The following is a 26,657-nucleotide window of genomic DNA, read 5'->3' as shown; positions in this document are numbered from 1 at the left end:
CGATCCGAGAACCGATCAACCCCCGACGACTTCACCTGACCCGGCCTTGGCACAACCCACCCAACGACCAGAACCCACCAAAGTCACCGGTATTGCTCCTAGGAGGCCGGCCGGCGTGCGGCGAGCGCGGCGGCGCCCGCTCCGGCCTCCGGTTCCCTCACCGGAGCGGGCGCCGCTGCCGCACGCGGCCCCGACAGGACGTAGGTCAGCGCGAAGCCGGTCGCGACGACCGCTGCGCCGCCGACCGCGTCCAGGACCCAGTGGTTGGCGGTCGCCACGATCGCGGAGACGGTGAACAGGGGGTGGAGCAGGCCCAGCACCTTCATCCACCACCTGGGCGCGACGACCGCGATCACGATGCCGCACCACAGGGACCAGCCGAAGTGCAGGGAGGGCATCGCGGCGTACTGGTTGGTGAGGGCGGTCATCGCGCCGTAGTCCGGCTTGGCGAAGTCCTGGACGCCGTGCACGGTGTCGATGAAGCCGAAGCCCGGCATGAGCCGGGGCGGGGCCAGCGGGTAGAGCCAGAAGCCGAGCAGGCCGAGGAGGGTGGCGAAGCCCAGCGCGGTGCGTGCCCAGCGGTAGTCCACCGGCCGCCGGACGTAGAGCACGGCGAGGATGCTCAGCGGCACCACGAAGTGGAAGCTCTCGTAGTAGAAGCTGAGGAAGCGCTCCAGCCACGGCAGCCCCACCAGCGTGTGGTTGGCCCAGTGCTCGATGTCGATGAACAGGGCCCGCTCGAGGGAGTGGATCTGGTGGCCGTGCGCCTCGGCGGTGGCCCGGTCGCCCTGGACGTTCAGCCGCACCGAGGAGTAGGCGGCGTAGGTGACGCGGATGAGCAGCAGTTCCAGCAGGAGGTTCGGGCGGGTGAGGACCCGGCGCAGGAACGGTACGAGGGGGACGTGCCGCAGGCGCGCGGGGACCGGGGCCGCGTACTCCGTGGGGACGGGCACGCGGTAGTGCTCGTCCGCGCGGGACAGGAACGGCACGACGGTGGCGGCGGCGAGCGCGGCCAGCAGTACGACGTCGTCGCGCAGCGGGTTCATGACCGGCACGTTCGGCAGCATCATCTTCGCCGGGAGAGTCATGACCAGCACCACGGCCACCGGCCACACGTACCGGTCGGAGGCGCGTGTGCCGACCCGGCCGACGACCGCGAGCAGCACCCACAGCAGCTGGTGCTGCCAGGCGGTGGGCGACACGGCTACGGCCGCGCAGCCGGTGATCGCGACCGCGAGCAGGAGCTGTCCGTCCCGGGCGTAGCGCACGGCGCGGCGCACGCCGAGCGCGGCGACGGCCGCGCCTAGCACCAGGAACAGGGCTATCTCCACCGGGCCGGTCAGGCCGAGGCGCAGCAGGGCGCCGTGCAGCGACTGGTTGGCGAGGGCGTCGGCGCGGCCGCCGAGTCCGACCCCGGCCATGTGGTGGACCCAGTAGGTGTACGAGTCGTGCGGCATCGCGGCCCAGGCGAGCGCGGTGCACGCGGCGAAGGTGACACCGGTGGACGCGGCGGCGCGGCGGCGGTCGGTGAACCACAGCAGCGGCGCGAACAGCAACACGGTGGGCTGAAGCGCGGCGGCGAGGCCGATCAGGGCGCCGCCGGCCCGCTGCCCGCGCACCACGAAGCAGCCGAGCAGCACGAGCAGGACCGGGATGATGCTGGTCTGGCCGAGCCGGAGCGTGTTGCGCACCGGCAGCGACAGCATGAGCAGGCTGATCGCGACGGGCGCGGCCAGCAGCGAGCTGCGGCGGCTGACCGGCTGGGGCAGGGCGCGGGCGGCGACCAGACCGAGCGCGGCCACCAGCAGCAGCGTGCCGAAGGTCCAGCCCCAGCCGAGGGCCTGTTCGGCGGCCCTGGTCAGCGGCTTGAGGACCAGACCGCTGAACGGGGTGCCGGTGAACCGGGTCGAGTCGTAGAGGGACCCGGTGACGTGCAGGACACCGTGCGGCCCGACCCAGGTCTCCAGGTCCGTCAGCCGGTCCCCCCGCGGGCTGGCGAGGACGACGGTCATCTGCCGTACGGCGAGGACCGCGGCGATCAGCCAGAGGCCCAGCCGCGCCGCGTGCAGGCGGTCCCTGGTCGCGCCGGTGGCCGCTGCCCCTAGTGCCCCCGCCGCCTGCCCGCTGTGCTCCGCATTCGCCACGCCCCGTCGGCCTCCCGCCCCACCTGCCCCACGCATCGCGCCTTGGCGTGCGCCGGGATCCCTGGACGAACCCTATGAGGCTCGCCCCACCCCCGGAAAGAGACGCAGGCCATCCCCGCTTCACCTGACGTCAGCCTCCCCTTTATCCGGTTGACGATAGTGCGGGGGCGGTGCGGTTCCCGCGGTGGGGCGCGAGAAGCGTCACAGGCGAACGGCCGGAAAGTGCCCGGGGAGCGGGCGGAAATACCTGTTGAGCACACATTTACGTGCGGTATGCAACGAACTTCGCACGGTCCGTAAGGGGTGCAATCCCCCGTATGGTCGCTTTTGGGCCCGCCGTGAGCGGGTCGTTTTCGGCCCGCACGTCAGCGCCGTCGCGTGGGTCGCGTCCCTGTCCCCGTCGAGAGGTAGGCGAGCGAACCCTTGTCGGCTGCAACAGTCGCTGTTCCCCCGTCCCAGTCCGTTTCCAGGAATCAGGAAGCCACCGTCATCGACCCGGCCCTCGTCAAGCGCGCCGTGAAGGCCGCCGCGCTGGGCAACGCGATGGAATGGTTCGACTTCGGTGTCTACAGCTACATCGCGGTGACCCTGGGCAAGGTCTTCTTCCCGTCCGGGAACCCGACGGCGCAGCTGCTGTCCACGTTCGGCGCCTTCGCCGCGGCCTTCCTGGTCCGCCCGCTCGGCGGCATGGTCTTCGGCCCGCTCGGCGACCGTATCGGCCGCAAGAGGGTCCTGGCCACCACCATGATCCTGATGGCGGTCGGCACCTTCGCGATCGGCCTGATCCCGTCGTACGCGACGATCGGCGTGGGGGCCCCGCTGCTCCTGCTGGCCGCCCGTCTGGTGCAGGGCTTCTCCACCGGCGGCGAGTACGCGGGCGCGACCACCTTCATCGCCGAGTACGCCCCCGACAAGAAGCGCGGCTTCCTCGGGAGCTGGCTGGAGTTCGGCACGCTCGTCGGCTACGTCGGCGGCGCGGGCCTGGTGACCCTGATGACGGCCCTGCTGTCCACCGGGGACCTGACCTCGTGGGGCTGGCGGATCCCGTTCCTGATCGCCGGCCCGATGGGCATCATCGGCCTCTACCTGCGGCTGCGTCTGGAGGAGACCCCGGCGTTCGCCGCGGAGGCCGAGAAGGCGGAGTCGCACCGCCCGAAGGTGCCGCTGCGCGAGATGGTCGCGGGCCAGTGGAAGCCGCTGCTGCTGTGCATGGCCCTGGTGCTGATCTACAACGTCACGGACTACATGCTGCTGTCGTACATGCCGAGCTACCTCACCAGCGAGCTCAAGTACGACGAGACGCACGGGCTGCTGGTGGTGCTCGGCGTGATGGTCCTGATGATGGTCGTGCAGCCGTTCGCCGGTGCGCTGAGCGACCGGATCGGCCGCCGCCCGATGATCGCGGCCGGCTGCGCGGGCTTCCTGTTCCTGTCGGTCCCGGCCCTGCTGCTGATCCGCCAGGGCAGCCTGCCGGCGGTCGCGCTGGGCATGGGCGCCCTGGGCCTGCTGCTGGTCTGCTTCACCGCGGCCATGCCGGCCGCGCTCCCGGCCCTGTTCCCGACCCGGGTCCGCTACGGCTCCCTGTCGATCGGCTTCAACATCTCGGTGTCCCTGTTCGGCGGTACGACCCCGCTGGTGGTGACCGCGCTGATCGGCGCGACGGGCAACGTGATGATGCCCGCCTACTACATGATGGCGGCGTCGCTGATCGGTGGTGCGGCGGTGTGGTTCATGGCCGAGTCGGCCGGCCGCCCGCTGCCGGGCTCCGCCCCTGCGGTGGAGCGCGCCGAGGACGCCTCCGGCACGGAGGCCGGTGCCGCGAAGGCCGCCGGTGCCGAGAAGGACGCCCCGAAGGACGCCGTCCGGCACTGACCGCGCGAGCGGCCCGTACGGGGCCGCCCGGAGGTCCTTGCCTCCCCTGGAACCACGCCCTCCGTCCCACCGTCTGATCCCCTGGCGGTGACGGGACGGGGGGCGTTGGTCCATGGAGAAACTCCGAATCGGTGCGGTCGGCTTTCCGCGACGTGCCAGGGCCCGCGTGCGCGGGCACCGCGTGCGCGTGCTGACGGTCGTACTGGCCCTGCTGGGCGTCCAGCTCGCCTCGCTCGTCGCCCCCGCCTACGCGTGCGGCTGCGGCGCCATGGTGACGGACCCCGACCGCCGGATCGCGGTCGGCCGTGAGGTGTCCGCCGTCCGCTGGGACGGGCGGCAGGAACAGATCGTGATGCGCCTGACCGTCACCGGGAACGCCGGCCGGGCCGCGTGGATCATGCCGGTCCCGCACCGGGCGACCGTCCGGCTCGGCGACCCGGCGCTCTTCGGCCAGCTCGCCGCCGCCTCCGCCCCCGCGCACCGCACCCGCCACCACTTCTGGCCGCAGCGGGGCGACTGGCCCTACGACTCCGGCGACAGCGTGGGCGCGGCCCCGCCGGGCGCGGCCGGCGCGGGCGGCGTCGGGGTGGTGGGGCGCCAGCGGCTCGGCCCGTTCGACGTGGCCCGACTGACCGCGACCGACCCCGACGCGCTCGCCGGCTGGCTCCACTCCCACGGCTTCACCCTGCCCGGCCGACTGGACCGCGCCCTCAAGCCCTACGTGGAGCGGCGCTGGGAGTACGTGGCGATCCGCCTGACGCCGCGGGACGGCAGCGGGCCCACGGCCCTCAACGGCACCCTCGATCCGCTGCACCTCACCTTCGCGGCCGACGCCCCGGTCTATCCGATGCGCCTGTCCCGGCTGGCCCGCAGCCCCCAGTCGCTCTCCCTGTTCGTCCTGGCCGCCCACCGCATGGAACCGGCCACCACGATCGGCGGCAGCCCCTGGCGCGTCGGCTTCGCCGGCCGGCTGACGACGGCCTCCGCCGGCCGGCGAAGAGTTCCCGCTCCCGGCCCGTATCTCCGGCGACCACTCCCTGCGCCGTACGGCCACCGACACGCCGTACCGAGAGGTGGTCTACGCGGACCGGCTGCGTGAGGTGGCCGGTGTCCCGGCGTGGCTGCTGACCACGGGCGGCGGTGCCGCGCTCGCCGTGGCCGCCGCGGCGCTGTACGCGGTACGGCGCTCCCGGCGCCCGGTGCCGCCTCCGCCGCCGGTGCAGGCTCCTCCTCCGATCGGTTGAAAATCACTGACATCGGCGCTCTCGTACGGCTATATTCGTTAGCGAAGCTACTTAGATTATCTAACTAGTCGCACGAAAGGTTCTGTGCATGAGCGACTCGCAGCTCTGGGACGACGTCGACGCCTACTTCACCGCGCTGCTCTCCCCCGAGGACGAGGCGCTGCGGGCCGCGCTGCGCGACAGCGACGCGGAGGGCCTGCCCCACATCAACGTCGCGCCGAACCAGGGCAAGCTGCTGCACCTCCTCGCCCAGATCCAGGGCGCCCGCGCCATCCTGGAGATCGGCACGCTCGGCGGTTACAGCACGATCTGGCTCGCCCGCGCGCTCCCCGCCGACGGCCGCCTGGTCACGCTGGAGTACGACGCCCACCACGCCGACGTCGCCCGCCGCAACCTCGCCCACGCCGGCGTCGACCGGATCGCCGAGGTGCGGGTGGGCCCGGCCCTGGAGACGCTGCCCAAGCTCGCCGACGAGAACCCGCCCCCCTTCGACCTGGTCTTCATCGACGCAGACAAGGTCAACAACCCGCACTACGTGGAGTGGGCCCTGAAGCTGACCCGCGCGGGCAGCCTGATCATCTTGGACAACGTCGTCCGGGGCGGCAGCGTGACCGACCCCACGAGCACCGACCCGAGCGTGCGCGGCACCCGGGCCGCGCTCGAACTCATCGCCGCGCACCCGCGACTGCAGGGCACGGCGATCCAGACGGTGGGCAGCAAGGGCTACGACGGCTTCGCGCTGGCCCGGGTGGTGGCGTAGCCCCTGGCGTGGGTGGTGACGTAGCTCCTGGCAGGCGGTGGCGTGGTCACGGCCGGGCGGTGGCGTGGTCACTGCCGGGCGGCGCCACCGGCCCTCGCGGCGGCGGCGCCCGGGCCCGCCCGGGCGTCACACCTCGTGGAAGAAGCCGACGTTGACGCTGCGCGGGCCGGTGCGGTCCTGGATGACGATCTCGCCGGCGCCGCCCCGGGGCAGCCCGACGCTCCCGCCGTAGGCGAGGGCCTGGGCGTACTCGCCGATCACGAGTCTGACCTCGGAGGACGGGTCTGCCTGGGAGCCGCGCAGCCAGGTGACCTGCCAGCCGCCGTCGGGACCGCACTGGAACTCCAGGTGCACCCGGGAGACGAACAGCCAGTCCTCGGGCGTCACCAGGCGGCACACGGCCCGGTCCCGGCCCACCCGCAGCACGGCGCCCGGTTCGCTGGGCGCGTCGGCCATGAGCATGCCGGCCGTGGCACCCTCGTCCGCGCCGGAGACGGTGGCCATGGTCAGTTCGAGCACGTGCGCTCCTCGTGTTTCGGGGCGCCCGAGCCGCTTCCTCGTACTCAGCCGCGCCAATGCCGTTGGCGGAGCGCCTGGTTGGCGCACCGCGGCGGCATGATAAATCGCCCGGCCCGGGCCCGTCCGGCACAATGGACGCATGACCGAGCGAAAGCCACCCGGTGTGCCGTTCGAGTCCTGGGTCGACAAGCAGATCCGTGAGGCGCAGGCGCGCGGGGAGTTCGACCGGCTGCCGGGTACGGGCAAGCCCCTGCCCGGCGACACGTCCTACGAAGAACTGTGGTGGGTCAAGCGCAAGATGGTCAGCGAGGGCCTGTCGGTGCTGCCCCCGTCGCTCGCCCTGCGCAAGGAGGCCGAGGACGCGCTCGCGGCCGCCCGTGCGGCCCCTTCGGAGCGGATCGTCCGGAAGATCCTCACGGACATCAACGCCAAGATCCTCGACATGATGCTCAAGCCGCCGCCCGGCCCCCCGCTCGGCCTCAAGCGGTACGACGTCGAGGAGGTCGTCCGGGAGTGGCGTGAGCGGCGCGGGGGCCGGGCGGCGCGGTAGAGGCGACGGGCGGGGCGAGTGCCGCGCCCGGGTGCCGGAACGGCGGGGGTGCGGCGTCCTGCCTCCGTCGCCTGCCCACGCCGCTCGGGATTCTCGGTTCTCAGAGGTGCATCAGCCGGTCGGCCAGTTCGCGGTAGTCGCGCAGGGCGAGCCGGAGTCGCTCGGTGTCGGGGGTGGTGGCGGACGTGCCCTCGCCGCCGGAGCGTCGCCAGGCGGCGCGCAGGGTGCTGCGCCGCTCGTCGAGGGCCTCCGTGAAGCGGGCCGCGAGCTCCTCGACCAGCCGGTCCGCCTCCTGGACGGCGTCCTGCGGCCTGTCCACGAACCCGCTGACCGTCTCCCGCAGCCGCGCGCCGATCTTGTCGCACTCGTCACCGGGGAGGAGCGGGGAGCCGGTGCCCTCGGCGCCGTGCGCGCCGTGCGCGCCGGTGGTGCCGTGCAGGCCGGTGGCACCGTGCGCGCCGTGCGTACCGGTCGCGCCGGTCGCTGTCGTACCCGTAGTCGTAGTCGCCGAGGGGGAGAACTCGTCGTTCCGTCCCGGCCGGGCATCGCGGCCGGCCGCGGTGGAGCCACGGCCCGCGACGGCGTCCACGCCGTCCACGTCCACGCCCCGAGCCGCCGCCCCGTCCGATGCCGTACGACCGCCGGGCAGGGTGTCGTGACCGGGCGAGGTGTGCCCGGTGAGCGCCGGGTCCTCGCCGGGCTCGGCTCCTCGCCGGGAACCCGCGCCACCGGCGGCCGTGCCGAGCGGCTCCTCCCCGGCCGCCCGGGGTCGGCCCATGGACGTCTCCCGGCCGGCCCCACCGTCCCAGCCCACGGCCCTCTCCTCGCCGGCCACCGGCTCGCGGACGGCGGCAGGCTCGTCACGGTTCAGGTCCGCACGGCCCACGGACGGCTCCTCACGGCCCGGGCCCCCACGACCCGCGGCCGTCTCCCCGCCCGTCGTCGCGCCCCGGCCGTCCGCCGTCTCCCTCCCCGCCGTCCCGCTGTCCGGCAGGCGCTCCTCCTTCGACAGACGATCGCCCTTCGACAGACGCTCCGCGTCCCTGTCCGGTGTCAGATCGGTCATCTCGTTCAGCTCTCCTTCGTCCGATGCCGGTTGAGGGCCCACGGAAGGTGGGCGCCGCCCTTGGTGCGGGCCGGGGCGTGACGGTCGCCGGCACCGGTGTCATGGTGCGGACGGCCCGTGTCGCCGCCGGTGGTCGAGAGCAGCTCCTCGAACAGCGCGCGGGCCTCCACGAGGGCCTCGCGCAGTTCCTCGGTGCTCGCGCGGCGTTCCTGCGGACCGTCCACCGGCGCCTGCGCGGCGCGGTGCACCCGCCGGTAGCCGTGCACGTGCGAGGCGTGGTGCACCGACAGCGCGGCGAACTGCTCCTCGTACTGCCCGCCGTCCGGGAAGCCCCGGTGACCGGCCAGTTCGGAGACCAGGCGGTCCGCCTCGGCCACCGCATCCCGCGGCGTGTCGACGAACCGCTCCTGCACGGCCGTCCAGCGCGCCTCGAACCGCTCGCGGTCGGCGGGCTCCAGCGGCCGCAGCCGCAGGTCGCCGTGGCGTTCCACCCGGGCGGCGAGCTCGCGCTCGGCGGCCTGGGTGTCGCCGTCGTGCCGGGCGACGGTCCGTTCGTACTCCGGTCCGAAGCGCCGTTGCAGGTTCCGTCCGCCGTGCGGGCCCCGGGCACGCACGGCAAGGACGCCCGCCACCACGGCGACGGCCGCCACGATCACGATCAAAGCGATGATCAAACCTGTGGACATGATGCCTTCCGGGTGTGTTCGGCCCAACTGGCCGGTTCTCCGTTCGGGTTGCCCGGAAGACAGTCGACAAACGGTCCCGGCCGGGCGGCCCGGACGGAGGCCGCGCTTATTCGGTTGCCGACCCGCCGGGTCCGCCGCCGACAATGGCGCCCATGAGCTGGACCGTGAGCCCGGAACCCCACGACTCCCCCGTCGCCGCCGCGCTGTGGCGGGCGTACTACACGGAGGTCAGCGACCGCTGGTACCTGCTGCACGAGGGGCGCCGCACCGACCCCGGGGAGCTGGAGCGGGAGATCGCCGCACGGTCCGGCGCGGACCTCGCGCCGCCCGGCGGCCGGCTGCTGGTCGCGCGCCACGACGGCGTGCCGGCCGGTACGGCGGGCGTCCGGCTGCTGGACGCCTCGACCGCCGAACTGACCCGGGTCTTCCTCTACGAGGAGATGCGCGGCAAGGGCGGCGCGGCCGTCCTGGTGGCCGCGGCCGAGGACGCGGCACGCGCGCTCGGCGCCGGGCGGATGATCCTCGACACCCGCGGCGACCTGGTCGAGGCCCGCGCCCTGTACGCGCGCCTCGGCTACCGGGAGACCGCGCCGCACAACGACGACCGGTACGCCGAGCACTGGTTCACCAAGCCGCTGATCTGACGGGCTCCCGGACCTCCCCGCTCAGGGGAGCCGGGTCACCGCCCGCACGTCGTGCGGCCGCTCGGAGTCGGAGCCGCACATCTCGTCGGTCAGCTCCCTCACCAGCTGCACCAGATCGGTCGGCCGGTCCGGTCCCCACCAGTCGCCGAGCAGCGCGGCGAGGGACTCCTCACGAGCGGCGGCGAGCCGTTCGGCGGCCTCGCGGCCCCGGTCGGTCAGGACGAGGTCGAGGCCCCGCCGCTCGCCCAGCCTCCGCTCCTCGATCTGGCGGACGGCGCCGAGGATGACACCGAGCGGGACGGGACTGCGCTCGGCGAGCTCGGCCGGCTCGACCCAGCCGCACTTCTTGATCCGCAGCAGCAGCCAACTGGACGCGGGCTGGAGGTCGTAGCCCGCCCGCTCGGTGATCTCACGGTAGATCTCACGCCGCCCCTCGCGGGTGCCCAGCACGGACAGGGCCCGGCACACCTCGTCGTACGACGACCGCTCGACGGGGTTGGTGGCGAGGGTCTCCGTGACGTCCGGTGCCGTGACCGAACCACGCAGCTTGTCCTCCTTCAGGAACCACGAGAGCAGGAAGCCGAGGAGGGCCACGGGAGCGGCGTAGAGGAAGACGTCGGTGATGGCGGAGGCGTAGGCGTGCAGGGCCGCCGGGCGCAGCGCGGGCGGCAGGGCGGCGATGCCGCGCGGGTCGGACGCGAGGGCGTCCGGGGAGGCCCCGGCCGGCAGCCGGAGGCCCGCGAAGGAGGCGGCGAGCTTGTCACCGAGCCGGCTCGCGAAGACCGTGCCGAAGATGGCGACGCCGAAGGAGGCGCCGATGGAGCGGAAGAAGGTGGCGCCGGAGGTGGCGACGCCGAGATCCTCGTAGCTGACGGCGTTCTGCACGATGAGGACCAGCACCTGCATGACCAGGCCGAGTCCCAGGCCGAAGACGAAGAAGCAGCCGCTCATCGCGGCGGTGGAGCTGTGCTCGTCGAGCCGGTGGAGCAGCAGCAGGCCGATCGTGGTGACGGCGGTGCCCGCGATGGGGAACACCTTCCAGCGGCCGGTGCGGCTGACGATCTGCCCGGACCCGGTGGAGGCCAGCAGCATGCCGAACACCATCGGCAGCATGTGCACGCCGGACATGGTGGGCGAGACGCCCCGCACGACCTGGAGGAAGGTCGGCAGGTAGGTCATCGCGCCGAACATGGCGAAGCCGACGATGAAGCTGATGACCGCCGACAGGGTGAAGGTGCGGACACGGAAGAGCTTCAGCGGCAGCACCGGCTCGGCCGCCCGGCGCTCCACGGCCACGAACAGGCAGGCGAGCACGACGCCCAGCAGCGCGAGGCCGACGATCTGCGGGGAGCCCCACCCCCAGGTGGTGCCGCCGAGTGAGGCGACCAGGACGAGGCAGGTGGAGACCGAGGCGATGAGGACGGTGCCGAGGTAGTCGATGACGTGGCGCTGGGCCTTGCGGGGGATGTGCAGGGCGGCGGCGATCACGGCGAGGGCGACGACGCCGACGGGCAGGTTGACGTAGAAGACCCAGCGCCAGGTCAGATGCTCGGTGAACAGTCCGCCGAGCAGCGGGCCGAGCACGCTGGTCGCGCCGAACACCGCACCGAACAGCCCCTGGTAGCGGCCGCGTTCGCGGGGCGAGACGACGTCGCCGACGATCGCCATCGACAGCACCATCAGCCCGCCGCCGCCGAGGCCCTGCAGAGCGCGGAAGGCGATCAGCTGCGGCATGTTCTGCGCCATGCCGCACAGCGCGGAGCCGATCAGGAAGACGACGATCGCGGTCTGGAACAGCTTCTTGCGCCCGTACTGGTCGCCGAGCTTGCCCCACAGCGGGGTCGCGGCGGTCGAGGCCAGCAGGTAGGCGGTGACCACCCAGGACAGGTGCTCCAGTCCGCCGAGGTCGCTGACGATGGTGGGCAGCGCCGTCGAGACGATGGTCTGGTCGAGCGCGGCCAGCAGCATGCCGAGGAGCAGGGCGCCGATCGACACCAGCACGTTGCCGGAGACGTGCTCGGCGACGGCGGCGCCGTGCTGCGGCGGCGGTGGGGGTGCGGGACGTACGTCCCTCACCTCGCCGGTGGTTCCCGGCACACCGTGCGCATCCCCGGCCATACGGACCTCCCGAGGCTCTCGTGACCTCTCCCATCGTCAATGGTGTGTCCCGTTATGGCCTGTCGAGTCCTGTTGGACGCGGCCATTCCGGGGGCTTCGGGGAGACGGCGTGAAGAGGATCTGCATAATCTCTGGAGTTCTCACGGGAGGGGGCGACGCGTGGAGGAGCCGAGGGGGCATGCCTGCCCGGAGTGCGGGACGCCCCGGGAGGCCGACGGCAGCCCGTCGTGCCCCTGCGGGCAGCGCGCGGCGGACGCCCTGCGCGACACCAGGACGGCGGAGGCGGCCGCGGCCGAGGACTTCGACCCGCTGCGCATCCGGCCCTACGTCGACATCGGCACGAGCGGGGAAGGGGGCAGCGCGGCGCCGGACGCGGCGAGATCCGGGAACGGCGCGCCGGACGGCGGGTCCGGCGCCGGGGACAGTGCGCCCGGGGCCGAGAGCGGTCCCCCCGTCCTCGACGACGACACCACCCGGCCGTTGCCCGCCGTGGAGGCGGCCATGCCGCCGCGCGCGGCGTCCGCCGGGCGGGCCACCCCGCTGCCCGCCCGTCCGCCCACCCCGCTGGTCGCGCCGACAGCCGATCCCGGCGCCTCCGACCTCAGCCTGTTCGACCCGGTCGACGCGGGCTCAGCGGGCCCCCCTCGCCACCCGCAGGACACCACCCACCCGACGGGCCCCGTCGGACCACCGGGCGCCGCAAGCCCACCGGGCACCGTCCGGCCACCCGGCACCGCCGGCCCGATGGACACCACCGATGCGCCGGACCGCACGCGTTCACCAGGCACCCCCGGCCCACCGGCCACCGGCGACGAGCCGCGCCGCACCCGCCGTACCCGCCGGACCGCCCTGCTCGCCGCGGCCGGGGCCGTGGCCGCGGTGGTGGCGGGAGCCGGGCTGGCGAGCGGGCTGCTCGCGTACGAGAAACCGGTGCGGGACGGGGCCGCGCCCCGGGAGGTGCGGGTGCGGGTGCCGGACGTGCCCCCGGCGACCACCGCGTCGTCCGGGCCCACGACCGTCGCGCCACCCGCGCCGCCGGCGCCCGCGAGGCCCCGGCCGTCCGCCGACTTGAGCCCGTCTCCGTCCCCGTCGGCCTCGGCTTCGGACGCCTCGCCCTCGCCGTCGCGTTCCGGCGCCGGGTCGGGGGCCCGGACCGCCGGGCCGACGCAGACCGCGGCAACCGTCCGGGCCACCACCACGGTGCAGCCGGCCCCCGTGCTGCGCCGCGGCGACCAGGGGCCCGAGGTCACCGAACTCCAGCTGCGGCTGGCTCAGTTGGGCCTCTACACCGGCCCTGCCGACGGCCGCTTCGGCCGGCAGGTCGAGGACTCCGTACGCACCTACCAATGGGCCCGCGGCATCCGCACGGACGAGGCGGGCGTGTACGGGCCGGCGACCCGGGCGAGCCTGGAGGCGGAGACGTCGGAGCCCTGAGGGGAGGCGGGACAAGCCCGAGCGTCAGGAGGGAGAACCCGGACGGCCACCACCCGCCACACGCCGGCGCCCCGCCGGCCGAGGCGCAGAGGCCGGCACTCCGAGGGACAGGCGGCGGAACGCGGGACGGCCATCCCGCTGCACGCAGGCGGCCCCCACCCGAGGCGGAGAGGCCAAGACCCGACGGGCGAACGGCAAGACGGCAGACGGGAGGACGGGAGGACGGGCCAAGGCGATACGCCCCCGCCCCGCGCCAGCGACTCCGCCCGACGCGCAACCGCCGAAGCCCCTACGGGCAGACGCGATGACCGGGCAGACGGACGGACAGGCAGAAGGACGGACGGGCAGACGGGCAGACGGACCGAGGCGCCACCCCCTCGCCCCCGCGCCAGCGACCCCGCCCGACGCGGAACCACCGAAGCCCGGACGGGCGGACGCGATGACCGGGACACCCCCGACCCGGGCGAGCGCCCCGTCACCCGATGTGCAGCCGCACCGCCCCGTCGCCCGCCGGATCCACCCGCACCTCGGTGAGGTCGCGCACCAGCGCGTCCGGGTGGTGGAGGCCGGCGCGCGGCCCGACGCCGATCACCCGCATCCCCGCGGCGCGTCCTGCCGCGATGCCCGCGCCGGAGTCCTCGAAGACCACGCAGTCGGCGGGGTCGACGCCCAGTTCCGCGGCGCCCTTCAGGAAGCCCTCGGGGTCGGGCTTGCTCGCGCCGACGGACTCGGCGGTGACGCGTACGTCGGGCAGCGGAAGGCCGGCGGCGGCCATGCGGGCGGTGGACAGCGGCACGTCGGCGGAGGTCACGAGCGCGTGCGGCACGCCGCCGGCCCGCAGCGCGGCGAGGAAGGCCGGGGCGCCGGGAATCGTGACGACACCGTCCATGTCGGCGGTCTCGGCGGCGAGCATCAGGGCGTTGTCGGCGAGGTTCCGCTCCACCGGCCGGTCCGGCAGCAGCAGCGCCATCGAGGCGTGCCCCTGGCGGCCGTGGACGACCTTCATCACCTCGTCGCCGTCCAGCCCGTGCCGATCCGCCCAGCGGCGCCAGATCCGCTCCACGACGGCGTCGGAATTGACGAGCGTGCCGTCCATGTCCAGCAGGAGGGCGCGGGCGGTGAGCACGGCGGTGGCCGTCATCGGCAGCTCCAGGGCGCGACGGGGAAGGCGGGGGCCGGGGAAACGGGCCTTGGGGGACAAGGCGGCCCCGCCCGCCGGTCAGGGGAAACGGGCGGGAGCCACTTTGTTTCTCGACGGTACAAAATAAATCCCGCTTCCCGCCACCGGCTTCGGCAAGCCTTCACACGCCGTTCAGCTCAGCCCGCCACGGCTTCGTACAGGCTCCACACCCCGAGACCGGTCATCAGCACGGCCGCGATCTTGGTGATGAGCGTCAGCGGCACCCGCTTCATCAGCGCCTTTCCGCCGACGATACCCAGGCCGGCGACCGCCCACAGGCCCAGCACCGCACCCAGACCGACCGACAGCGGATCGTCGTAGCGGGCCGCCAGATTCGCCGTCATGATCTGCGTCAGGTCACCGAACTCGGCGACGAGGATGAGCATGAACCCGGTCCCGGCGACCTTCCAGAAGGACTGGTCCCCGGGCCGCCGGACCTCCTCCTCGTCGTCGTCCTTCTTCAGCAGCAGCATCGCCGCACCGCCCAGGAAGAGCACGCCGGTCAGCGCGTGCACGATCCGCTGCGGCAGCAGCGTCAGCACGCTGCCGGCCGCGACGGCGAGCGTGACGTGCAGCAGGAAGGCGGCGGCGACACCGGCGAAGACGTACGAGGCGCGGTAGCGGGTGCCGAGGACGAGTCCGGCGAGGGCCGTCTTGTCCGGCAGCTCGGCCAGGAAGACGACGCCGAAGACGAGCGCCAGGACGGTGATGCTGATCAAGATTCCTCAATCGGTCGGGGCTGCCCCGCCGAGAGTGCTGTGACCAGCGATGAGACACCTCGGCACGGCAGCACACGGGCCTCCCGCGCCGTACGGCACGGGGGTGCACTGCTGGCCGAAGGTCTCGCTGGCCGGCCCCGTGGTCCGAGGCCTGCCTCCGGGCGCCGGCTCAGGCGAGCTGAGCAGTATGTCGACGGTCCGGCGAAGAGCTACTCCCCTTCAACGCCGTCCATCGTACGGGACGCCCCGGCCGTCCCGAAGGGGCCGTAAGTCTCGTCACACCCCTTGTTGTGTCATGCACGCGTCATTAGCTTCTTACCGCACGCACACCTCTCCGCAACACGGTGCCGCGAGCATTCCCCTGCCCGCGCACCAACACCCCACACCCCCACAGGAGTTGGCATGCCCAAGCTCTACGCGCGTCGACGGCTGAGCATACTCGCGGCGCTCACCGGCCTCCTCGGCACCGTCGGCCTTCTCAACGGCCCGAACGCCTCCGCCGCCCTCCCCACCCCGGTCAGCGCCTCCACCGCCCGCACCTACCTCGCCTCGCTCACCGTGGCGACCGAGAACCGCACCGGCTACAGCCGCGACCTGTTCCCGCTCTGGATCACCATCAGCGGCACCTGCAACACGCGCGAGACGGTCCTCAAGCGCGACGGCACGAACGTCGTCACCGACTCCTCCTGCGCGGCCACCAGCGGCAGCTGGTACTCCCCCTACGACGGCGCCACCTGGACCGCCGCCTCCGACCTGGACATCGACCACCTGGTCCCGCTGGCCGAGGCGTGGGACTCCGGCGCGAGCAAGTGGACCACCTCCGGGCGCCAGGCCTTCGCCAACGACCTGACCCGCCCCCAGCTCCTCGCCGTCACCGACAACGTCAACCAGGCCAAGGGCGACCAGGACCCGGCCACCTGGGTCCCGTCCCGCTCTGCCTACCTGTGCACCTACGTCCGCGCCTGGGTGCAGGTGAAGTACTACTACAACCTCTCCGTCGACTCGGCCGAGAAGAGCGCACTGCAGGGCTACCTCGCGAACTGCTGACCTCCGGGATCTCCCCGCTGACCTCCGTCGTTCCGTACCGTACGGGGCGACGGAGGAAGGGATGACCATGGCCGGACTGCGCCTGGGACCACTGCTGAGGTACACCGACGGCTCGTCCGCGACCGTCTGGGTCGAGACGAGTCGCCCCTGCGCGGCCGAGGTCCGCTGCGCCGACGGCGCCGGCGGCACGGCCCGCACGTTCCAGATCGAGGGCCACCACTACGCCCTCGTCCCGGTGACCGGCCTCACCCCCGGCACCACCACGCCCTACGAGGTCCTCCTCGACGGAGCGCGGGTGTGGCCGCTGCCCGGCACGCCCTTCCCGCCCTCCGTCATCCGCACCTCCACCGGCTCCGAGACCCCCGGCGAGCTGCGCGTCGCCTTCGGCTCCTGCCGCTGGGCCGCCCCGCCCGCCGACGGCAGGGACAAGGTCGGCCCGGACGCCCTGGACACCCTGGCCGCGCGGATCGCCGCCGCCCCCGAGGGCGAACGCCCCGACGTCCTGCTGCTCCTCGGCGACCAGGTGTACGCCGACGAGACCTCCGACGCGACCCGGCAGTGGCTCGCCGCCCGCCGGGACCTGTCCGACCCACCGGGCGGCGAGGTGGCGGACTACGAGGAGTACACCCGGCTCTACTACGAGTCCTGGCTGGACCCGGAGGTGCGCTGGCTGCTGTCCACCGTGCCCAGCTGCATGATCTTCGACGACCACGACGTCATCGACGACTGGAACACCTCCGCCGCCTGGCTGGCCGAGATGCGGGACACCGACTGGTGGCAGGAGCGGCTGCTGAGCGGCCTGATGTCGTACTGGGTGCACCAGCACCTGGGCAACCTCTCCCCCGGCGAGGTGGCCGCCGACCCGGTCTACGCGGCCGTACGGTCCTCCCCCGACGGCACCGACGTCCTGCGCGCCTTCGCCGCCGAGGCCGACACCGACCCGGCCTCCGTGCGCTGGAGCTACCGGCGCGACTTCGGCCGGGTGCGCGTGCTGATGGTGGACTCGCGGGCGGCCCGGGTGCTGGCCGAGGACAGCCGCTCCATGCTCCATCCTGCCGAGGCGCGGTGGCTGCGTGAGCAGGCGCTGGCCGAGCCCGGCTCCTGCGACCACCTGCTCATCGGGACCTCGCTGCCCTGGCTGCTGCCGCACCTGGTGCACGACGCCGAGACGTGGAACGCGGCGCTGTGCCGGGGCGAGCGCGGGGCACGCTGGGCGCGGTACGGGGAGCGGCTGCGGCGGGGCGCCGACCTGGAGCACTGGGCCGCGTTCCCGGAGTCCTTCGCGGAGCTGGCGGCCCTGATCGCCGAGGCCGGGTCGGGGCCCGAGGCGCCCGCGACGGTGTGCGTGCTGTCCGGGGACGTCCACCACGCCTACGTCGCCGAACCGAAGTGGCCCGCCACCGCCGGGCACGGCGGCCCCGGCGCCCGGGTCCTGCAGCTCACCTGCTCGCCGGTCCACAACTCGGTGCCTCTGTCGATACGGCTCGGCTTCCGCTTCGGGTGGAGCGCGGTGGCCCGCGCCCTCGGCCGCCGGCTGGCCCGGCACGGACGCTGCCCGCAGCCGCCGGTCAGCTGGCGCAGGACCGGCGGGCCCTGGTTCGGCAACCAGCTGATGACCCTGACCCTGCGCGGCCGTTCGGCACGACTGCGGCTGGAGCGGGCGCGGGCGGGGCGGGACGGGCGGCCCCTGCTGGAAACGGTCGCGGAGTCCGAGCTGGCCCGGTGATCTCCCCCGCCTCCCCGGCCTCTCCGACCTCTCCTCTCCGGTCTCTCCGGCCTTGCCGGCTTTCTCGGCCTCTCCGGTCTCTTCGTCTGCCACGGCGCCGCCCGGCCCCTGGACGTGATCGGCGCGCTCGGCGCGCCGGGCGGCGCGACGGGCCACCCTGGCGGCACCGTCCCCGCCGGTGAAAAGCCGTGCCGCAGTCACGAGCCCCCCGTGAACCTTCTGTCACGCCTTCGGCGTACGCTGTATGGCTGTTCACAGGCCGCCCCTGCCGCTCCCCCGCGACGTCGCGGCACGGCACGGTCCGGTCCACGGGGGGCGACAGGGGGAGTACCGGTGCTGGAGAGTCTGGCGAGCGTGGGGTCGGTCACCGGCACTCCGTGGATCTACGTCGTGGTGGCGCTCTCCGTCCTGCTCGACGTGTTCCTGCCCGTCCTGCCCAGCGGTGTCCTGATCGTCACGGCGGCCACGGCGGCGGCCGCGGGCTCGGGCGCGGCGACGGGCCACGTCCCGCACAACGTGCCCGACATCCTCGCCCTGACCCTCTGCGCGGCCACCGCGTCGGTGCTGGGCGACTTGGTGGCGTACCGGCTGGCCTGGCGCGGCGGCGAGCGTCTGGACCGCGCGATATCCCGTTCCCGCCGCCTGAGCACGGCGCAGGAACGACTCGGCACGGCCCTGTCGCGGGGCGGCGGGGCCCTGGTGGTGCTCGCCCGTTTCGCCCCCGCCGGCCGCTCGGTCGTCTCCTTCGGCGCCGGCGCCACGCACCGCCGCGTCCGCGAGTTCCTCCCCTGGTCCGCCCTGGCCGGCCTGTCCTGGGCCACGTACAGCGTCGCCCTCGGCTACTTCGGCACCCGGTGGCTGGGCGCGGCCTGGCTGGCGACGGCGGTGTCGGTGGCGGCCCTGTTCGCGGCGGGCGCGGGCGCGACCTACCTGGTGCGCCGCGAGCCGAAGCCGGCGCAGGCGGCGTAGCCGCCCCGCGGGGGACCGGCTTCTATGCCGCCCCGGACCCGCCCGGCGCCGCGGCGCGCCCGCGCACCTCCAGGCCCGCCAGCAGCTCCGCCGTCGCCTCGGTGATCGCCTCGACCGCGTGGTCGAAGACCTCCCGGTTGTGCGCGGCGGGCGCCCGGAACCCGGAGACCTTCCGCACGAACTGCAGCGCGGCGGCGCGGATCTCCTCCTCCGTGGCCTCCTCGGGCAACGCGGGCGGACGCAGTGTCTTGATGCTCCGGCACATGCCCCCAGTCTCCCTCCCCGGACCCGGAGGGAATACCTCCGCCTGTCCGGAAATTGCCGGGACATGACCACCGTGGAGATCACCTACATCGGCGGCCCGACCGCCGTCGTGGAGCTCGCCGGCCTGCGCCTGCTCACCGACCCCACCTTCGACGCGCCCGGGGAGTACCCCATCGGCTCCCGCGCGCTGGTGAAGACCGCCGCCCCGGCCCTCACGCCCGCCGACGTCGGCCCGGTCGACGCCGTACTGCTCTCCCACGACCAGCACCCGGACAACCTCGACGGCTCGGGCCGCGCCTACCTGTCCGGCACCGCGCTGACCCTGTCCACGGCGTCCGCGCGGGCCCGCCTCGGCGCCCCCGTGCGGGCCCTGCCCGCCTGGCAGCACACCGGCCTCCCGAGCCCCGGCGGCGGCACCCTGCGCGTCACCGCCGTCCCCGCCCTGCACGGCCCGGCCGGCTCCGAGCCCCTGGTCGGCGAGGTCACCGGCTTCGTCCTGTCCGGCGAGGGCCTGCCCAAGGTCTACGTCAGCGGCGACAACGCCTCCCTGGAACTGGTCCGGGAGATCGCCGGCCGCGAGGGCCCGTTCGACGTGGCGCTGCTGTTCGCGGGCGCCGCCCGCACCCCTCTCGTACCGGACGCCACCCTGACCCTCACCAGCGAGCAGGCGGCCGAGGCCACGCGGATCCTCGGCGCCCGCCACGTCGTCCCGCTGCACTTCGAGCACTGGGGACACTTCACGGAGGACGGGGCGGCCCTCACGAAGGCGTTCGCCGACGCGGGCCTGACCGAGCGCCTGCACCTGCTCACGCCGGGCGCGTCGGTCAGGCTGTAGGCGCGGCGCGACCGTACGGCCGGGAGCCGGGCGCCACCGTCCGCCCGGTCACCGTCCCGGCGGGCCCGTCACGGGCCCGACCGATCCACCCGATCCACCAGCCCTCCGCCCGATCCACCCGGCCGCGCCCCACGCACCCGGCGCGGCTGTCATGATCGTCACCGAGGCGGCCACCGTCCCGGGGCCGACCGACGAGAGGACAGTCCCTCATGGCGAACGACGAACTCACCGTGGCCGTCCTGGGCCCCGGCGGCGTGGGCGGCCTGCTCGCCGCGCTGCTGGCCCGGGCCGGCCACCGGGTCATCTGCCTGGCCGGCGCCGACACCGTCCGCACCCTGCGCGACACCGGACTCCGGGTCCACAGCGGGCAGTTCGGAGACTTCACCGCCCGCGTGGCGGCGGACACGGAGCTGCGCGAACCGGTCGACGCGTGCCTGATCACCGTCAAGCACACGGCGTTGGGCCCGGCGCTCCGCCGCATCCCGGCCCGGGCGCTCGGCGACGGCCTGATCGTGCCGTTCCTCAACGGCGTCGAGCACCCCGCGCAACTGCGCGTCCGCTACCGCCCGGACCGGGTGGCCCCGGCCGTGATCAGGGTCGAGTCGACCCGTGTGTCCCCGGGAGTGATCGAACACGGCAGCCCCTTCGCGGAGATCGACCTGACCGGCGCGACGGTGCCGCGCGACCGCCTCGACACGCTCGCCGCCGCCCTCCGGGCCGCGGGCCCGGAGACCCGGGTGCTGGACGACGAGGCGGCCACCCTGTGGGCGAAGATGTCCTTCCTCGCCCCCTTCGCCCTGCTGACGACCCGTCACCAAATGCCGCTCGGGGACGTACGCGCCCAGCACCGCGAGGAGTTGACGGCCCTGGTCGAGGAGACGGCCACGGTCAGCCGCGCCTGCGGCGGCCCCTTTGACCCGGCCCGGGCGCTCGCCCGCTACGACGCCTTCCCGCCGCACATGAAGTCGTCGATGCAGCGCGACGCCGAGGCCGGCCGCCCCCTGGAAGTGGACGCGATCGGCGGCGCCCTGCTCCGCGCCGCCGACCGTCACGGCATATCCGTGCCCGTGACGGCCCGTCTGGTGGCGGAGTTGCGGGCCGCCGGGCACTGACGGCGAGCGCCGGGCCGGTCAGCCGGCGAGGTCGAGGCGCCAGTCGTTCGAGGTGATCGGGTGCCCCTTCGGATACTCGAAGTCGACCGGCCCGAGCAGCGTGAACCCGGCTCGGCGGCAGACGGCGTTGGAGGCGGCGTGGTCCGTTTTCGGGAAGGCGTGCAGCCACCGGTGCCGGCCCGCGGCCCGCGCCTCCTCGGCCACGGCCCGCGCCGCCCGCACCGCGAACCCCCGCCCCTGGAAGCCGGGCGACACCGCCCAGCCGGTCTCCCAGACCGTCCCGTCCACCCATGGGCGCTCCCAGAAACCGATCGCCCCGACCGTCTCCCCGCCGCCCGTCCGCACCACCCGGTACATCCGCCCCGACTCCAGCGCGACGTACCGCCGGTGGCGCGCGGTGAGCTGCTCCTCGGTCTCGGGACCGCCCAGGTGCGCGGTCATCTCGGGGCTGTTGTGCAGCCGCAGCAGCCACAGGTCGTCCTCGCCCCAGGGCTCCAGCCGTACCTGCGTCCGGTCCGTCGCTTCGGTCTCGTCCATGCCCGCCACCGTAGGGCGACGGTCTGACAACGGCCTTGGCCGCCCCCCACTCGTTCGCGTGAACCCCCGTTTGGAACTCGCCAGCCGAATTCGAACAGGCGTAGCATTGCGCCGTGGCTACGACCTACGACTTCCCGAGTGACCTGCGCGCCGGTCAGGAGGAGCTGCATCAGGTCAGGTCCGAGCTGTCGGCCCTGCTCAAGCGGCTTCCCTGGTCGGTGGAGCCGCTCGACGGCTTCAGCGACGACGGCGGCTGGCGCAAGGTGGAGCGCCCGGCCTCCCCGGGCTGGACGGCCGACGAACAGGCCGAGGTCGAGAAACTCCGCCGGCGGGAGCACGAACTCGCGGTGTTCGTCAGCACGCACCGCTACTGGTCCGAGCTCACCGGCCAGGACCGCGTGGCGGCGCGCTCCCTGCTCAAGCACGCCCACGAGTCCCCGGAGGACCCGGAAGAAGCATGATCTACCACGTCGTACCGCTCACCGAGTGGACCCGCTCCCCCGACCGCCCCTACGCGCCCGCCTCCCTCACCGTGGACGGCTTCGTGCACTGCTCCCCCGACGAGCCCACGACGCTCGCCGTCGTCAACGCCTTCTACCGGTCCGCGCCGCGCCCCCTGCTGGCGCTCGTCCTCGACGAGGACCGGCTCGCCGCCCGGCTGGAGTGGGAGCGCGCCGCGCCCGCCCCACCGCCGGGCGTACCCGAGGAAACGGAGTTCCCCCATGTCTTCGGCCCCCTGAACCGGGACGCGGTGACCCATCTGCTGGAAGTGCGCTTCGACGACGAGACCCGGGCCGTGGGCCTGCGCCCCACCAGCTGACGACACCGCTCGCCGGTACACGAAAGGGCCCAGCCCCTCCGGGTCGCCACCCGTCGGCCTGGGCCCTGCTCGCGTCGTACAACCGGTGGGCGCGGACGGTTTCGAACCGCCGACATCCTGCTTGTAAGGCAGGCGCTCTACCCCTGAGCTACGCACCCGCGACGAGCCGACAGCCTACCTTGTCGGGGGCGCTCACCTCCAAACCCGTTTCCAGGGACCGGGGCGGCCCGGTGACGGGAGCATCGTGGCGCGGGCGGCGAACTGACCGGGCCGTGTTTTCGTCCTTTGCGGGTGGGAGAATGTCTCCACGCAGGGCGGACCACGGCACGGGAGAGGGATGTGACGGCGACACCGGCGACACCTCGGCAGCCGCACTCGCCGTACGGACGGCCACGGCCCCGGCGCACCCCCGCGGCCGTCCGGGACGTGCTCACGCTGGTGGGGCTGCCGGTGCTGGCCGCGCTCGCGCTGCCGGCCGCGTTCGCCGGGGGCGGCACCCGGCGCTGGTTCGGGGGGCGGGCCGAGAGCCAGCGGGCCGAGGCGCAGGCGGCGAAGGACGCCGCCGCGGCCGCCTTCTACGAGCTGGACACCGCCCAGCGGGATCTGCGGATCTCCATAGAGACGATCACGGCGGTCGACTCCTCCCCGGCCGCCCGCCGCGCGGTCGCCGACTTCGAGGCGCTGGGCAGGCGCATCGACGAGGCCAGCGGACGCTACATCCAGGCCGTCGACGCGCAGGACCTGGACCGGGACGACCTGGAGGCGGCCACCGCCGCGCGGGCGCGCGCCGAGCTGACCGCCGCCCGGGAGGAGCTGGTCCGGGTCAAGCAGGAGCTGGATCGTTTCGCCGACGGTCTGGGGCCGCTGCTCGGCAAGGCCGAGACCCAGCTGGCCCGTCTCGCGCCCGCCGTGGAGCGGGCCCGCCAGGCGCTGCTCGCGGCGAGCGACGCCCTGGACGCGGTCCGCGGGTCGGGGCTCGCGGCGGACGATCTCGCCGCCCGGCTGGCCGCCCTCTCGCCCGAGCTGACCCGGCTGAACCAGGGGGCGGGACAGCACGGTGTGCCGCAGACGCTGGAGCGTGCCGAGCGGGTGGCGCGGGACGCGGAGGCGATCCGGGCCGAGGCGCTGCGGCTGCCGGAGCGGGCCGCCGAGACGGACCACCGGCTGGTCTCGCTGCGCACCCGCGCGCAGGCGCTGACCACGCGCGCCGGGCAGGTCGATCCCGTGCTCAGCGAGTTGCGGCGACGGTTCACGGCCGCCTGCTGGCAGGATCTGCAGCACGTGCCGGAGCAGGCCGCGGAGAACGTCCGGCAGGCCGAGCTGAAGCTGAAGGAGGCGCGGGCGGCGCGCGACGCGCAGCGCTGGGCGGACGCCACCGCGCTGCTGTCGACGGTGCGGGCGCTGCTGAACACCACCGACGAGGCCGTGTCGGCCGCCGGGGAGCGCCTGAAGCGGCTGAACGCCGTGCAGAAGGATCCGCACGCGGAGATCGAGCGGACCCGGTTCGCGATCCGGGACGCCCAGCGGCTGGCGATGACGGGCCGGTCGGCGCCCGACCCGCGGCACGCCCGCCCGCTGGACGACGCGGTGGCCCGGCTGGAGCGGGCGATCGCGGGCCTGGAGGGACGGCATCCCGACTACTGGCACTTCCTGACCGAGACCGAAGCGGTGCGCCGGGCGGCGGCCGGGGTGGTCGCGCGGATCCGGGAGGAGCGGGGAGCCGGTCGCTGAGGCCCGGCTCCCGGCCCCTGGGGGACACCGCTCAGGTGCGGTAGGCGTAGAACGCGGCGTTCGGGTAGGACGCGACGAGGCTCGCCACCGACCTGTTGTAGGTGTTGGTGGAGTGGTACGTCACGTACGGCACGCCCTGCGGGCTGCGGTAGGTGACGATCATGGTGTGGTCCTTGGACCCGTCCTTGTTGAAGTCCATCTGCACGACGTCGCCGAGGTCCGCCTGGTAGACGTTGGCGAGGCTGGTGGCCCGCTTGGAGGACAGGGCGAACCAGGAGAACTCGTTGACGCCGACGAACGAGTCCGACTGGATCTCGGAGTTGCCGAACCACTTGTGGAAGTCGTTGGTGTAGCCGGGGACGTGCTTCCAGCCGCCCGCCTTCAGGGACTGGCTGACGAAGTTGGTGCAGTCACCGCCGGCCCCCTGCCCGTTGAAGTCCGGGTAGTCGGGGTTGTAGTTGCTCCAGTACTTCTTCGCGTACGCGACCATGGCCTTGTAGTCGTAGCCGGTGGCGGAGAAGTTCTTGGCCTTGGCCGGGGCGGGCCACGCGGTGGACGCGCGGGTGGCCTCGGGCGGGCCGTCGTCGGCGGCGGTGTCCGGGGCGGCGACGGCAGGCTTGGCCACCTGGTTCACCGCGAGGTAGCCGCTGTCGGTGTCGCGGATGCCGGTGAGCTGCCAGTCGCCGTTGCGGTCGGCCTTGAACGTCAGCTCGTGGTGGGCCTGGAAGCCGGTGGTCTTCGGCTCGGTGCCCTTGACCTTCTCGTAGGTCAGCGTCGTGGTCTCGGTGACGGCGACCTTGGCGCTGCGGCCCTTCACCTGGGTGGCGTCCAGGGTGACGCTGGTGCTGGCCGCGCTGTACTTCTCGCCCAGCCGGGCGAGACGGGACTTGCGGCCGCGCAGCTCGGCGAGCGCGGAGCTCTCCTGGTGCGACTGGGTGCCGGACAGCCTGACCCTGCCGGAGAAGCCGGACGTCCGCTGCTTGTCGTCCCCGCCCTTGGCCTGGTCCACCAGGGCGTTGGTGCGGTCGGTGAAGACCGCGTCGGCCAGTCGCTGGAAGGTGGCCTTGGTCGCCGGGTCCACCGTCGGGTCGTCGGTGACCGCCGCGCCGGCGCTCCAGTTGGGCACCAGGGCCACGCCGGCGACCACCGAGGCTGCGGCCGCCGCGATGATGGTCGTACGGCTCCGCTTACGGCTCAATCTTCTCGATTTCAATGATGTTCCCCTCTACGCCGGTACGCCTACCGGTCAATCGCATCTTCGCACGGGCCGTGCGACGGTTGTGAAGAGGGGATGCGCAAGTGGAATCAGACTGTTTCAGGCGTCACTTGAGCACCGTCGGAAAACACCTCACCCCCGTCGGACGTCACTTGACGACTGTGGACCAGTCCGGGGCCTGTGCCGGGTCCAGGCCGCGCAGCCGCTGCAGGGTCTCGGGCTTCTGCACGTCCAGCCAGTCGGCGAGTTCCCGGAAGGACACGCACTTCACGCCCTTCTTGGTGCACACGTTCTTGACGACCTGGTCGATGGCCTTCATGTAGATGCCGCCGTTCCAGTCCTCGAAGTGGTTGCCGATGAACAGCGGTGCCCGGCTGCCGTAGTAGACGCGGTTGAAGCCGGCCATGTAGCTGTCGACGGTCTGCTGCTCCCACTCGGGGTACTTGACCGGGTCGCCCTTGGTCTCGCCCTCGGACTGGTTGTAGAGGAAGTTGAAGTCCATGGACAGGCCCTGGTACTTGCCCGACTCGTACGGCAGCATCTGCAGCGGGAAGTCCCACACGCCGCTCTTCTTCGACGGCCATATCTGGAAGTCGCCCGGGGAGCTGGCGTCGTAGCGCCAGCCGTAATCCTTCATCGCCTTCAGCAGGTTGGGCTGGCCCTCGAGGCAGGGTGCGCGGCCGCCGGTGACCTCCCTGCGGAAGTCGAAGGGCAGCGGGGCGATGTCGGTGAAGCCGGTGTTGGTCTTCCACTTCTCCACGAAGTCGTAGAACTGGTCGATCTCGCTCTTCCACTCCTCGACGCTCCAGTCGCCGCCGCCCTTGGCACCGCAGAAGTGGCCGTTGAAGTGGGTGCCGATCTCGTTGCCGTCCTGGTAGGCGGCGCGCAACTGCTCCAGGGTGGTGCGGATGTGCTCGTCGGTGGCGTAGCTGATCGCCGCCGAGCCCGGCGGGTGCTGGGGCGGGTGGTAGAGGTCCTTCTTGCTCTTGGGCAGCAGGTAGATGCCGGTGAGGAAGAAGGTCATGTGGGCGTCGTACTGCTTGGCCAGTTCCCGGTAGTGGGAGAAGAGGCTGTCGTCGCCCTGGAGGGCGCCGTCCCAGGAGAAGACGACGAACTGGGGCGGCTTCTCACCCGGTTTGAGCGGTACGGGCTTCAACTCGCCCTTCTGCGGCCCGGTGTACGAGGTCGAGCCGTCGCCGAGCACCTTGGTTCTGCCGTCCCACTTGGGCTCCTTGGGGGCTGCCTTGGCGGCGCCCTTGGAGTCGCCCTTGCTCCCGGCGGACGCGGTCGGCGCGGTGGAGTCGGGGCGGGTCAGTGCCAGGAAGCCCGCCACGACGGACGCGACGACCAGGAGGGCGGCCAGGGTCACGAACTCGGGGCGGGCGGTGCGACGGGGCGCGCGGGCCTTGCGGCGGCGGCCGGACTGCGACTTCATGGGCGGCTCAAATCTGCGTGGGCGGTCAT

General features: G+C 73.4%; 24 protein-coding genes, 1 tRNA gene and 1 pseudogene. 14 read left to right on the top strand and 12 right to left on the bottom strand.

The features are described from left to right. Positions 1 to 98 precede the first annotated feature (98 nt). Complete coding sequence (locus ACF1A5_RS14290) at positions 99 to 2,144, bottom strand: bifunctional glycosyltransferase 87/phosphatase PAP2 family protein (protein WP_392193114.1); 2,046 nt, start codon at positions 2,142 to 2,144, stop codon at positions 99 to 101. Between the two features lie 423 nt (positions 2,145 to 2,567). On the opposite strand from ACF1A5_RS14290, the gene proP reads away from it, so the two are divergent. The 3 genes and pseudogenes from proP (at position 2,568) to ACF1A5_RS14275 (ending at position 6,020) form a co-directional block, all read left to right on the top strand. After that, entirely contained in the window at positions 2,568 to 4,016 is a 1,449-nt protein-coding gene (proP, locus tag ACF1A5_RS14285; protein WP_392193113.1) for a glycine betaine/L-proline transporter ProP, read from the top strand. Positions 4,017 to 4,128: 112 nt separating this feature from the next. Continuing rightward, positions 4,129 to 5,260: pseudogene (locus tag ACF1A5_RS14280) on the top strand (DUF2330 domain-containing protein). Positions 5,261 to 5,348: 88 nt separating this feature from the next. Beyond that, entirely contained in the window at positions 5,349 to 6,020 is a 672-nt protein-coding gene (locus ACF1A5_RS14275) for an O-methyltransferase (RefSeq protein WP_392193112.1), read from the top strand. A gap of 126 nt (positions 6,021 to 6,146) precedes the next feature. Here ACF1A5_RS14275 and ACF1A5_RS14270 read toward each other — a convergent pair whose 3' ends face one another. Next, entirely contained in the window at positions 6,147 to 6,539 is a 393-nt protein-coding gene (locus tag ACF1A5_RS14270; RefSeq protein ID WP_392193111.1) for a hypothetical protein, read from the bottom strand. A 139-nt stretch (positions 6,540 to 6,678) separates the two neighbouring features. Between ACF1A5_RS14270 and ACF1A5_RS14265 the strand changes: the two genes are divergently transcribed. Then, a complete protein-coding gene (locus ACF1A5_RS14265) occupies positions 6,679 to 7,089 on the top strand; it encodes a DUF1992 domain-containing protein (protein ID WP_392193110.1) in 411 nt (136 codons plus the stop codon). Between the two features lie 100 nt (positions 7,090 to 7,189). On the opposite strand, the gene ACF1A5_RS14260 is transcribed toward ACF1A5_RS14265, so the two are convergent. After that, a complete protein-coding gene (locus ACF1A5_RS14260; RefSeq protein ID WP_392193109.1) occupies positions 7,190 to 8,155 on the bottom strand; it encodes a hypothetical protein in 966 nt (321 codons plus the stop codon). A 5-nt stretch (positions 8,156 to 8,160) separates the two neighbouring features. After that, positions 8,161 to 8,841 carry a hypothetical protein gene (locus ACF1A5_RS14255; protein WP_392193108.1) on the bottom strand — a complete coding sequence of 227 codons (681 nt, stop codon included), beginning with the start codon at positions 8,839 to 8,841 and terminating at the stop codon, positions 8,161 to 8,163. A gap of 152 nt (positions 8,842 to 8,993) precedes the next feature. On the opposite strand from ACF1A5_RS14255, the gene ACF1A5_RS14250 reads away from it, so the two are divergent. Continuing rightward, positions 8,994 to 9,485: a GNAT family N-acetyltransferase gene (locus ACF1A5_RS14250; protein WP_392193107.1), complete on the top strand. Its 492-nt coding sequence runs from the start codon at positions 8,994 to 8,996 to the stop codon at positions 9,483 to 9,485. 21 nt (positions 9,486 to 9,506) lie between these two features. Here the strand turns inward: ACF1A5_RS14250 and ACF1A5_RS14245 are convergent, their stop codons facing one another. Further along, positions 9,507 to 11,603 carry an MDR family MFS transporter gene (locus ACF1A5_RS14245; protein ID WP_392193106.1) on the bottom strand — a complete coding sequence of 699 codons (2,097 nt, stop codon included), beginning with the start codon at positions 11,601 to 11,603 and terminating at the stop codon, positions 9,507 to 9,509. Between the two features lie 159 nt (positions 11,604 to 11,762). On the opposite strand from ACF1A5_RS14245, the gene ACF1A5_RS14240 reads away from it, so the two are divergent. Continuing rightward, the gene (locus ACF1A5_RS14240) at positions 11,763 to 13,037 is read left to right on the top strand and encodes a peptidoglycan-binding protein (protein ID WP_392193105.1); all 1,275 of its coding nucleotides are present in this window, start codon (positions 11,763 to 11,765) and stop codon (positions 13,035 to 13,037) included. 475 nt (positions 13,038 to 13,512) lie between these two features. Here ACF1A5_RS14240 and ACF1A5_RS14235 read toward each other — a convergent pair whose 3' ends face one another. Together ACF1A5_RS14235 and ACF1A5_RS14230 are read right to left on the bottom strand one after the other, a co-directional pair. Further along, on the bottom strand, positions 13,513 to 14,178 hold the full coding sequence (locus tag ACF1A5_RS14235; protein ID WP_392193104.1) for an HAD-IA family hydrolase: 666 nt from the start codon (positions 14,176 to 14,178) through the stop codon (positions 13,513 to 13,515). Positions 14,179 to 14,354: 176 nt separating this feature from the next. After that, a complete protein-coding gene (locus tag ACF1A5_RS14230) occupies positions 14,355 to 14,936 on the bottom strand; it encodes a TMEM165/GDT1 family protein (RefSeq protein WP_392193103.1) in 582 nt (193 codons plus the stop codon). Between the two features lie 402 nt (positions 14,937 to 15,338). Between ACF1A5_RS14230 and ACF1A5_RS14225 the strand changes: the two genes are divergently transcribed. From ACF1A5_RS14225 to ACF1A5_RS14215, 3 genes are all read left to right on the top strand, one after another. Next, positions 15,339 to 15,983, top strand: a complete 645-nt coding sequence (locus tag ACF1A5_RS14225) for an HNH endonuclease family protein (protein ID WP_392193102.1) — start codon at positions 15,339 to 15,341, stop codon at positions 15,981 to 15,983. Between the two features lie 67 nt (positions 15,984 to 16,050). After that, positions 16,051 to 17,709, top strand: a complete 1,659-nt coding sequence (locus tag ACF1A5_RS14220) for an alkaline phosphatase D family protein (protein ID WP_392193141.1) — start codon at positions 16,051 to 16,053, stop codon at positions 17,707 to 17,709. Between the two features lie 333 nt (positions 17,710 to 18,042). Next, entirely contained in the window at positions 18,043 to 18,678 is a 636-nt protein-coding gene (locus ACF1A5_RS14215) for a DedA family protein (protein ID WP_392193101.1), read from the top strand. A gap of 22 nt (positions 18,679 to 18,700) precedes the next feature. Here the strand turns inward: ACF1A5_RS14215 and ACF1A5_RS14210 are convergent, their stop codons facing one another. Continuing rightward, entirely contained in the window at positions 18,701 to 18,943 is a 243-nt protein-coding gene (locus ACF1A5_RS14210) for a DUF2277 domain-containing protein (protein WP_392193100.1), read from the bottom strand. 63 nt (positions 18,944 to 19,006) lie between these two features. Here ACF1A5_RS14210 and ACF1A5_RS14205 point away from each other — a divergent pair, with 63 nt between their 5' ends. Beyond that, complete coding sequence (locus ACF1A5_RS14205; RefSeq protein ID WP_392193099.1) at positions 19,007 to 19,777, top strand: MBL fold metallo-hydrolase; 771 nt, start codon at positions 19,007 to 19,009, stop codon at positions 19,775 to 19,777. A gap of 209 nt (positions 19,778 to 19,986) precedes the next feature. Further along, positions 19,987 to 20,889, top strand: coding sequence for a ketopantoate reductase family protein (locus tag ACF1A5_RS14200; RefSeq protein ID WP_392193098.1), 903 nt, complete (start codon positions 19,987 to 19,989; stop codon positions 20,887 to 20,889). 18 nt (positions 20,890 to 20,907) lie between these two features. Here ACF1A5_RS14200 and ACF1A5_RS14195 read toward each other — a convergent pair whose 3' ends face one another. Further along, on the bottom strand, positions 20,908 to 21,426 hold the full coding sequence (locus ACF1A5_RS14195; RefSeq protein ID WP_392193097.1) for a GNAT family N-acetyltransferase: 519 nt from the start codon (positions 21,424 to 21,426) through the stop codon (positions 20,908 to 20,910). 113 nt (positions 21,427 to 21,539) lie between these two features. On the opposite strand from ACF1A5_RS14195, the gene ACF1A5_RS14190 reads away from it, so the two are divergent. Continuing rightward, positions 21,540 to 21,887, top strand: a complete 348-nt coding sequence (locus tag ACF1A5_RS14190; RefSeq protein ID WP_392193096.1) for a hypothetical protein — start codon at positions 21,540 to 21,542, stop codon at positions 21,885 to 21,887. Further along, on the top strand, positions 21,884 to 22,246 hold the full coding sequence (locus tag ACF1A5_RS14185) for a DUF952 domain-containing protein (RefSeq protein WP_392193095.1): 363 nt from the start codon (positions 21,884 to 21,886) through the stop codon (positions 22,244 to 22,246). Before ACF1A5_RS14190 ends, ACF1A5_RS14185 begins: the two co-directional genes overlap by 4 nt. Positions 22,247 to 22,332: 86 nt before the next feature. Here the strand turns inward: ACF1A5_RS14185 and ACF1A5_RS14180 are convergent. Then, a tRNA-Val gene (locus ACF1A5_RS14180) sits at positions 22,333 to 22,404 on the bottom strand. A 181-nt stretch (positions 22,405 to 22,585) separates the two neighbouring features. On the opposite strand from ACF1A5_RS14180, the gene ACF1A5_RS14175 reads away from it, so the two are divergent. Continuing rightward, on the top strand, positions 22,586 to 23,977 hold the full coding sequence (locus tag ACF1A5_RS14175) for a hypothetical protein (RefSeq protein ID WP_392193094.1): 1,392 nt from the start codon (positions 22,586 to 22,588) through the stop codon (positions 23,975 to 23,977). Between the two features lie 31 nt (positions 23,978 to 24,008). Here the strand turns inward: ACF1A5_RS14175 and ACF1A5_RS14170 are convergent, their stop codons facing one another. Both ACF1A5_RS14170 and ACF1A5_RS14165 read right to left on the bottom strand, forming a co-directional pair. Then, the gene (locus tag ACF1A5_RS14170) at positions 24,009 to 25,124 is read right to left on the bottom strand and encodes an amidase domain-containing protein (RefSeq protein WP_392193140.1); all 1,116 of its coding nucleotides are present in this window, start codon (positions 25,122 to 25,124) and stop codon (positions 24,009 to 24,011) included. Positions 25,125 to 25,341: 217 nt separating this feature from the next. Then, positions 25,342 to 26,628 (bottom strand): hypothetical protein, encoded by a 1,287-nt coding sequence (locus ACF1A5_RS14165; RefSeq protein ID WP_392193093.1) that lies wholly within the window; start codon positions 26,626 to 26,628, stop codon positions 25,342 to 25,344. Between the last annotated feature and the right edge of the window lie 29 nt (positions 26,629 to 26,657).

The organism is Streptomyces sp. NPDC014864 (genome assembly GCF_043081525.1).
GTDB lineage: Bacteria > Actinomycetota > Actinomycetes > Streptomycetales > Streptomycetaceae > Streptomyces.
This window is presented reverse-complemented; position numbering and strand designations above follow the sequence as displayed.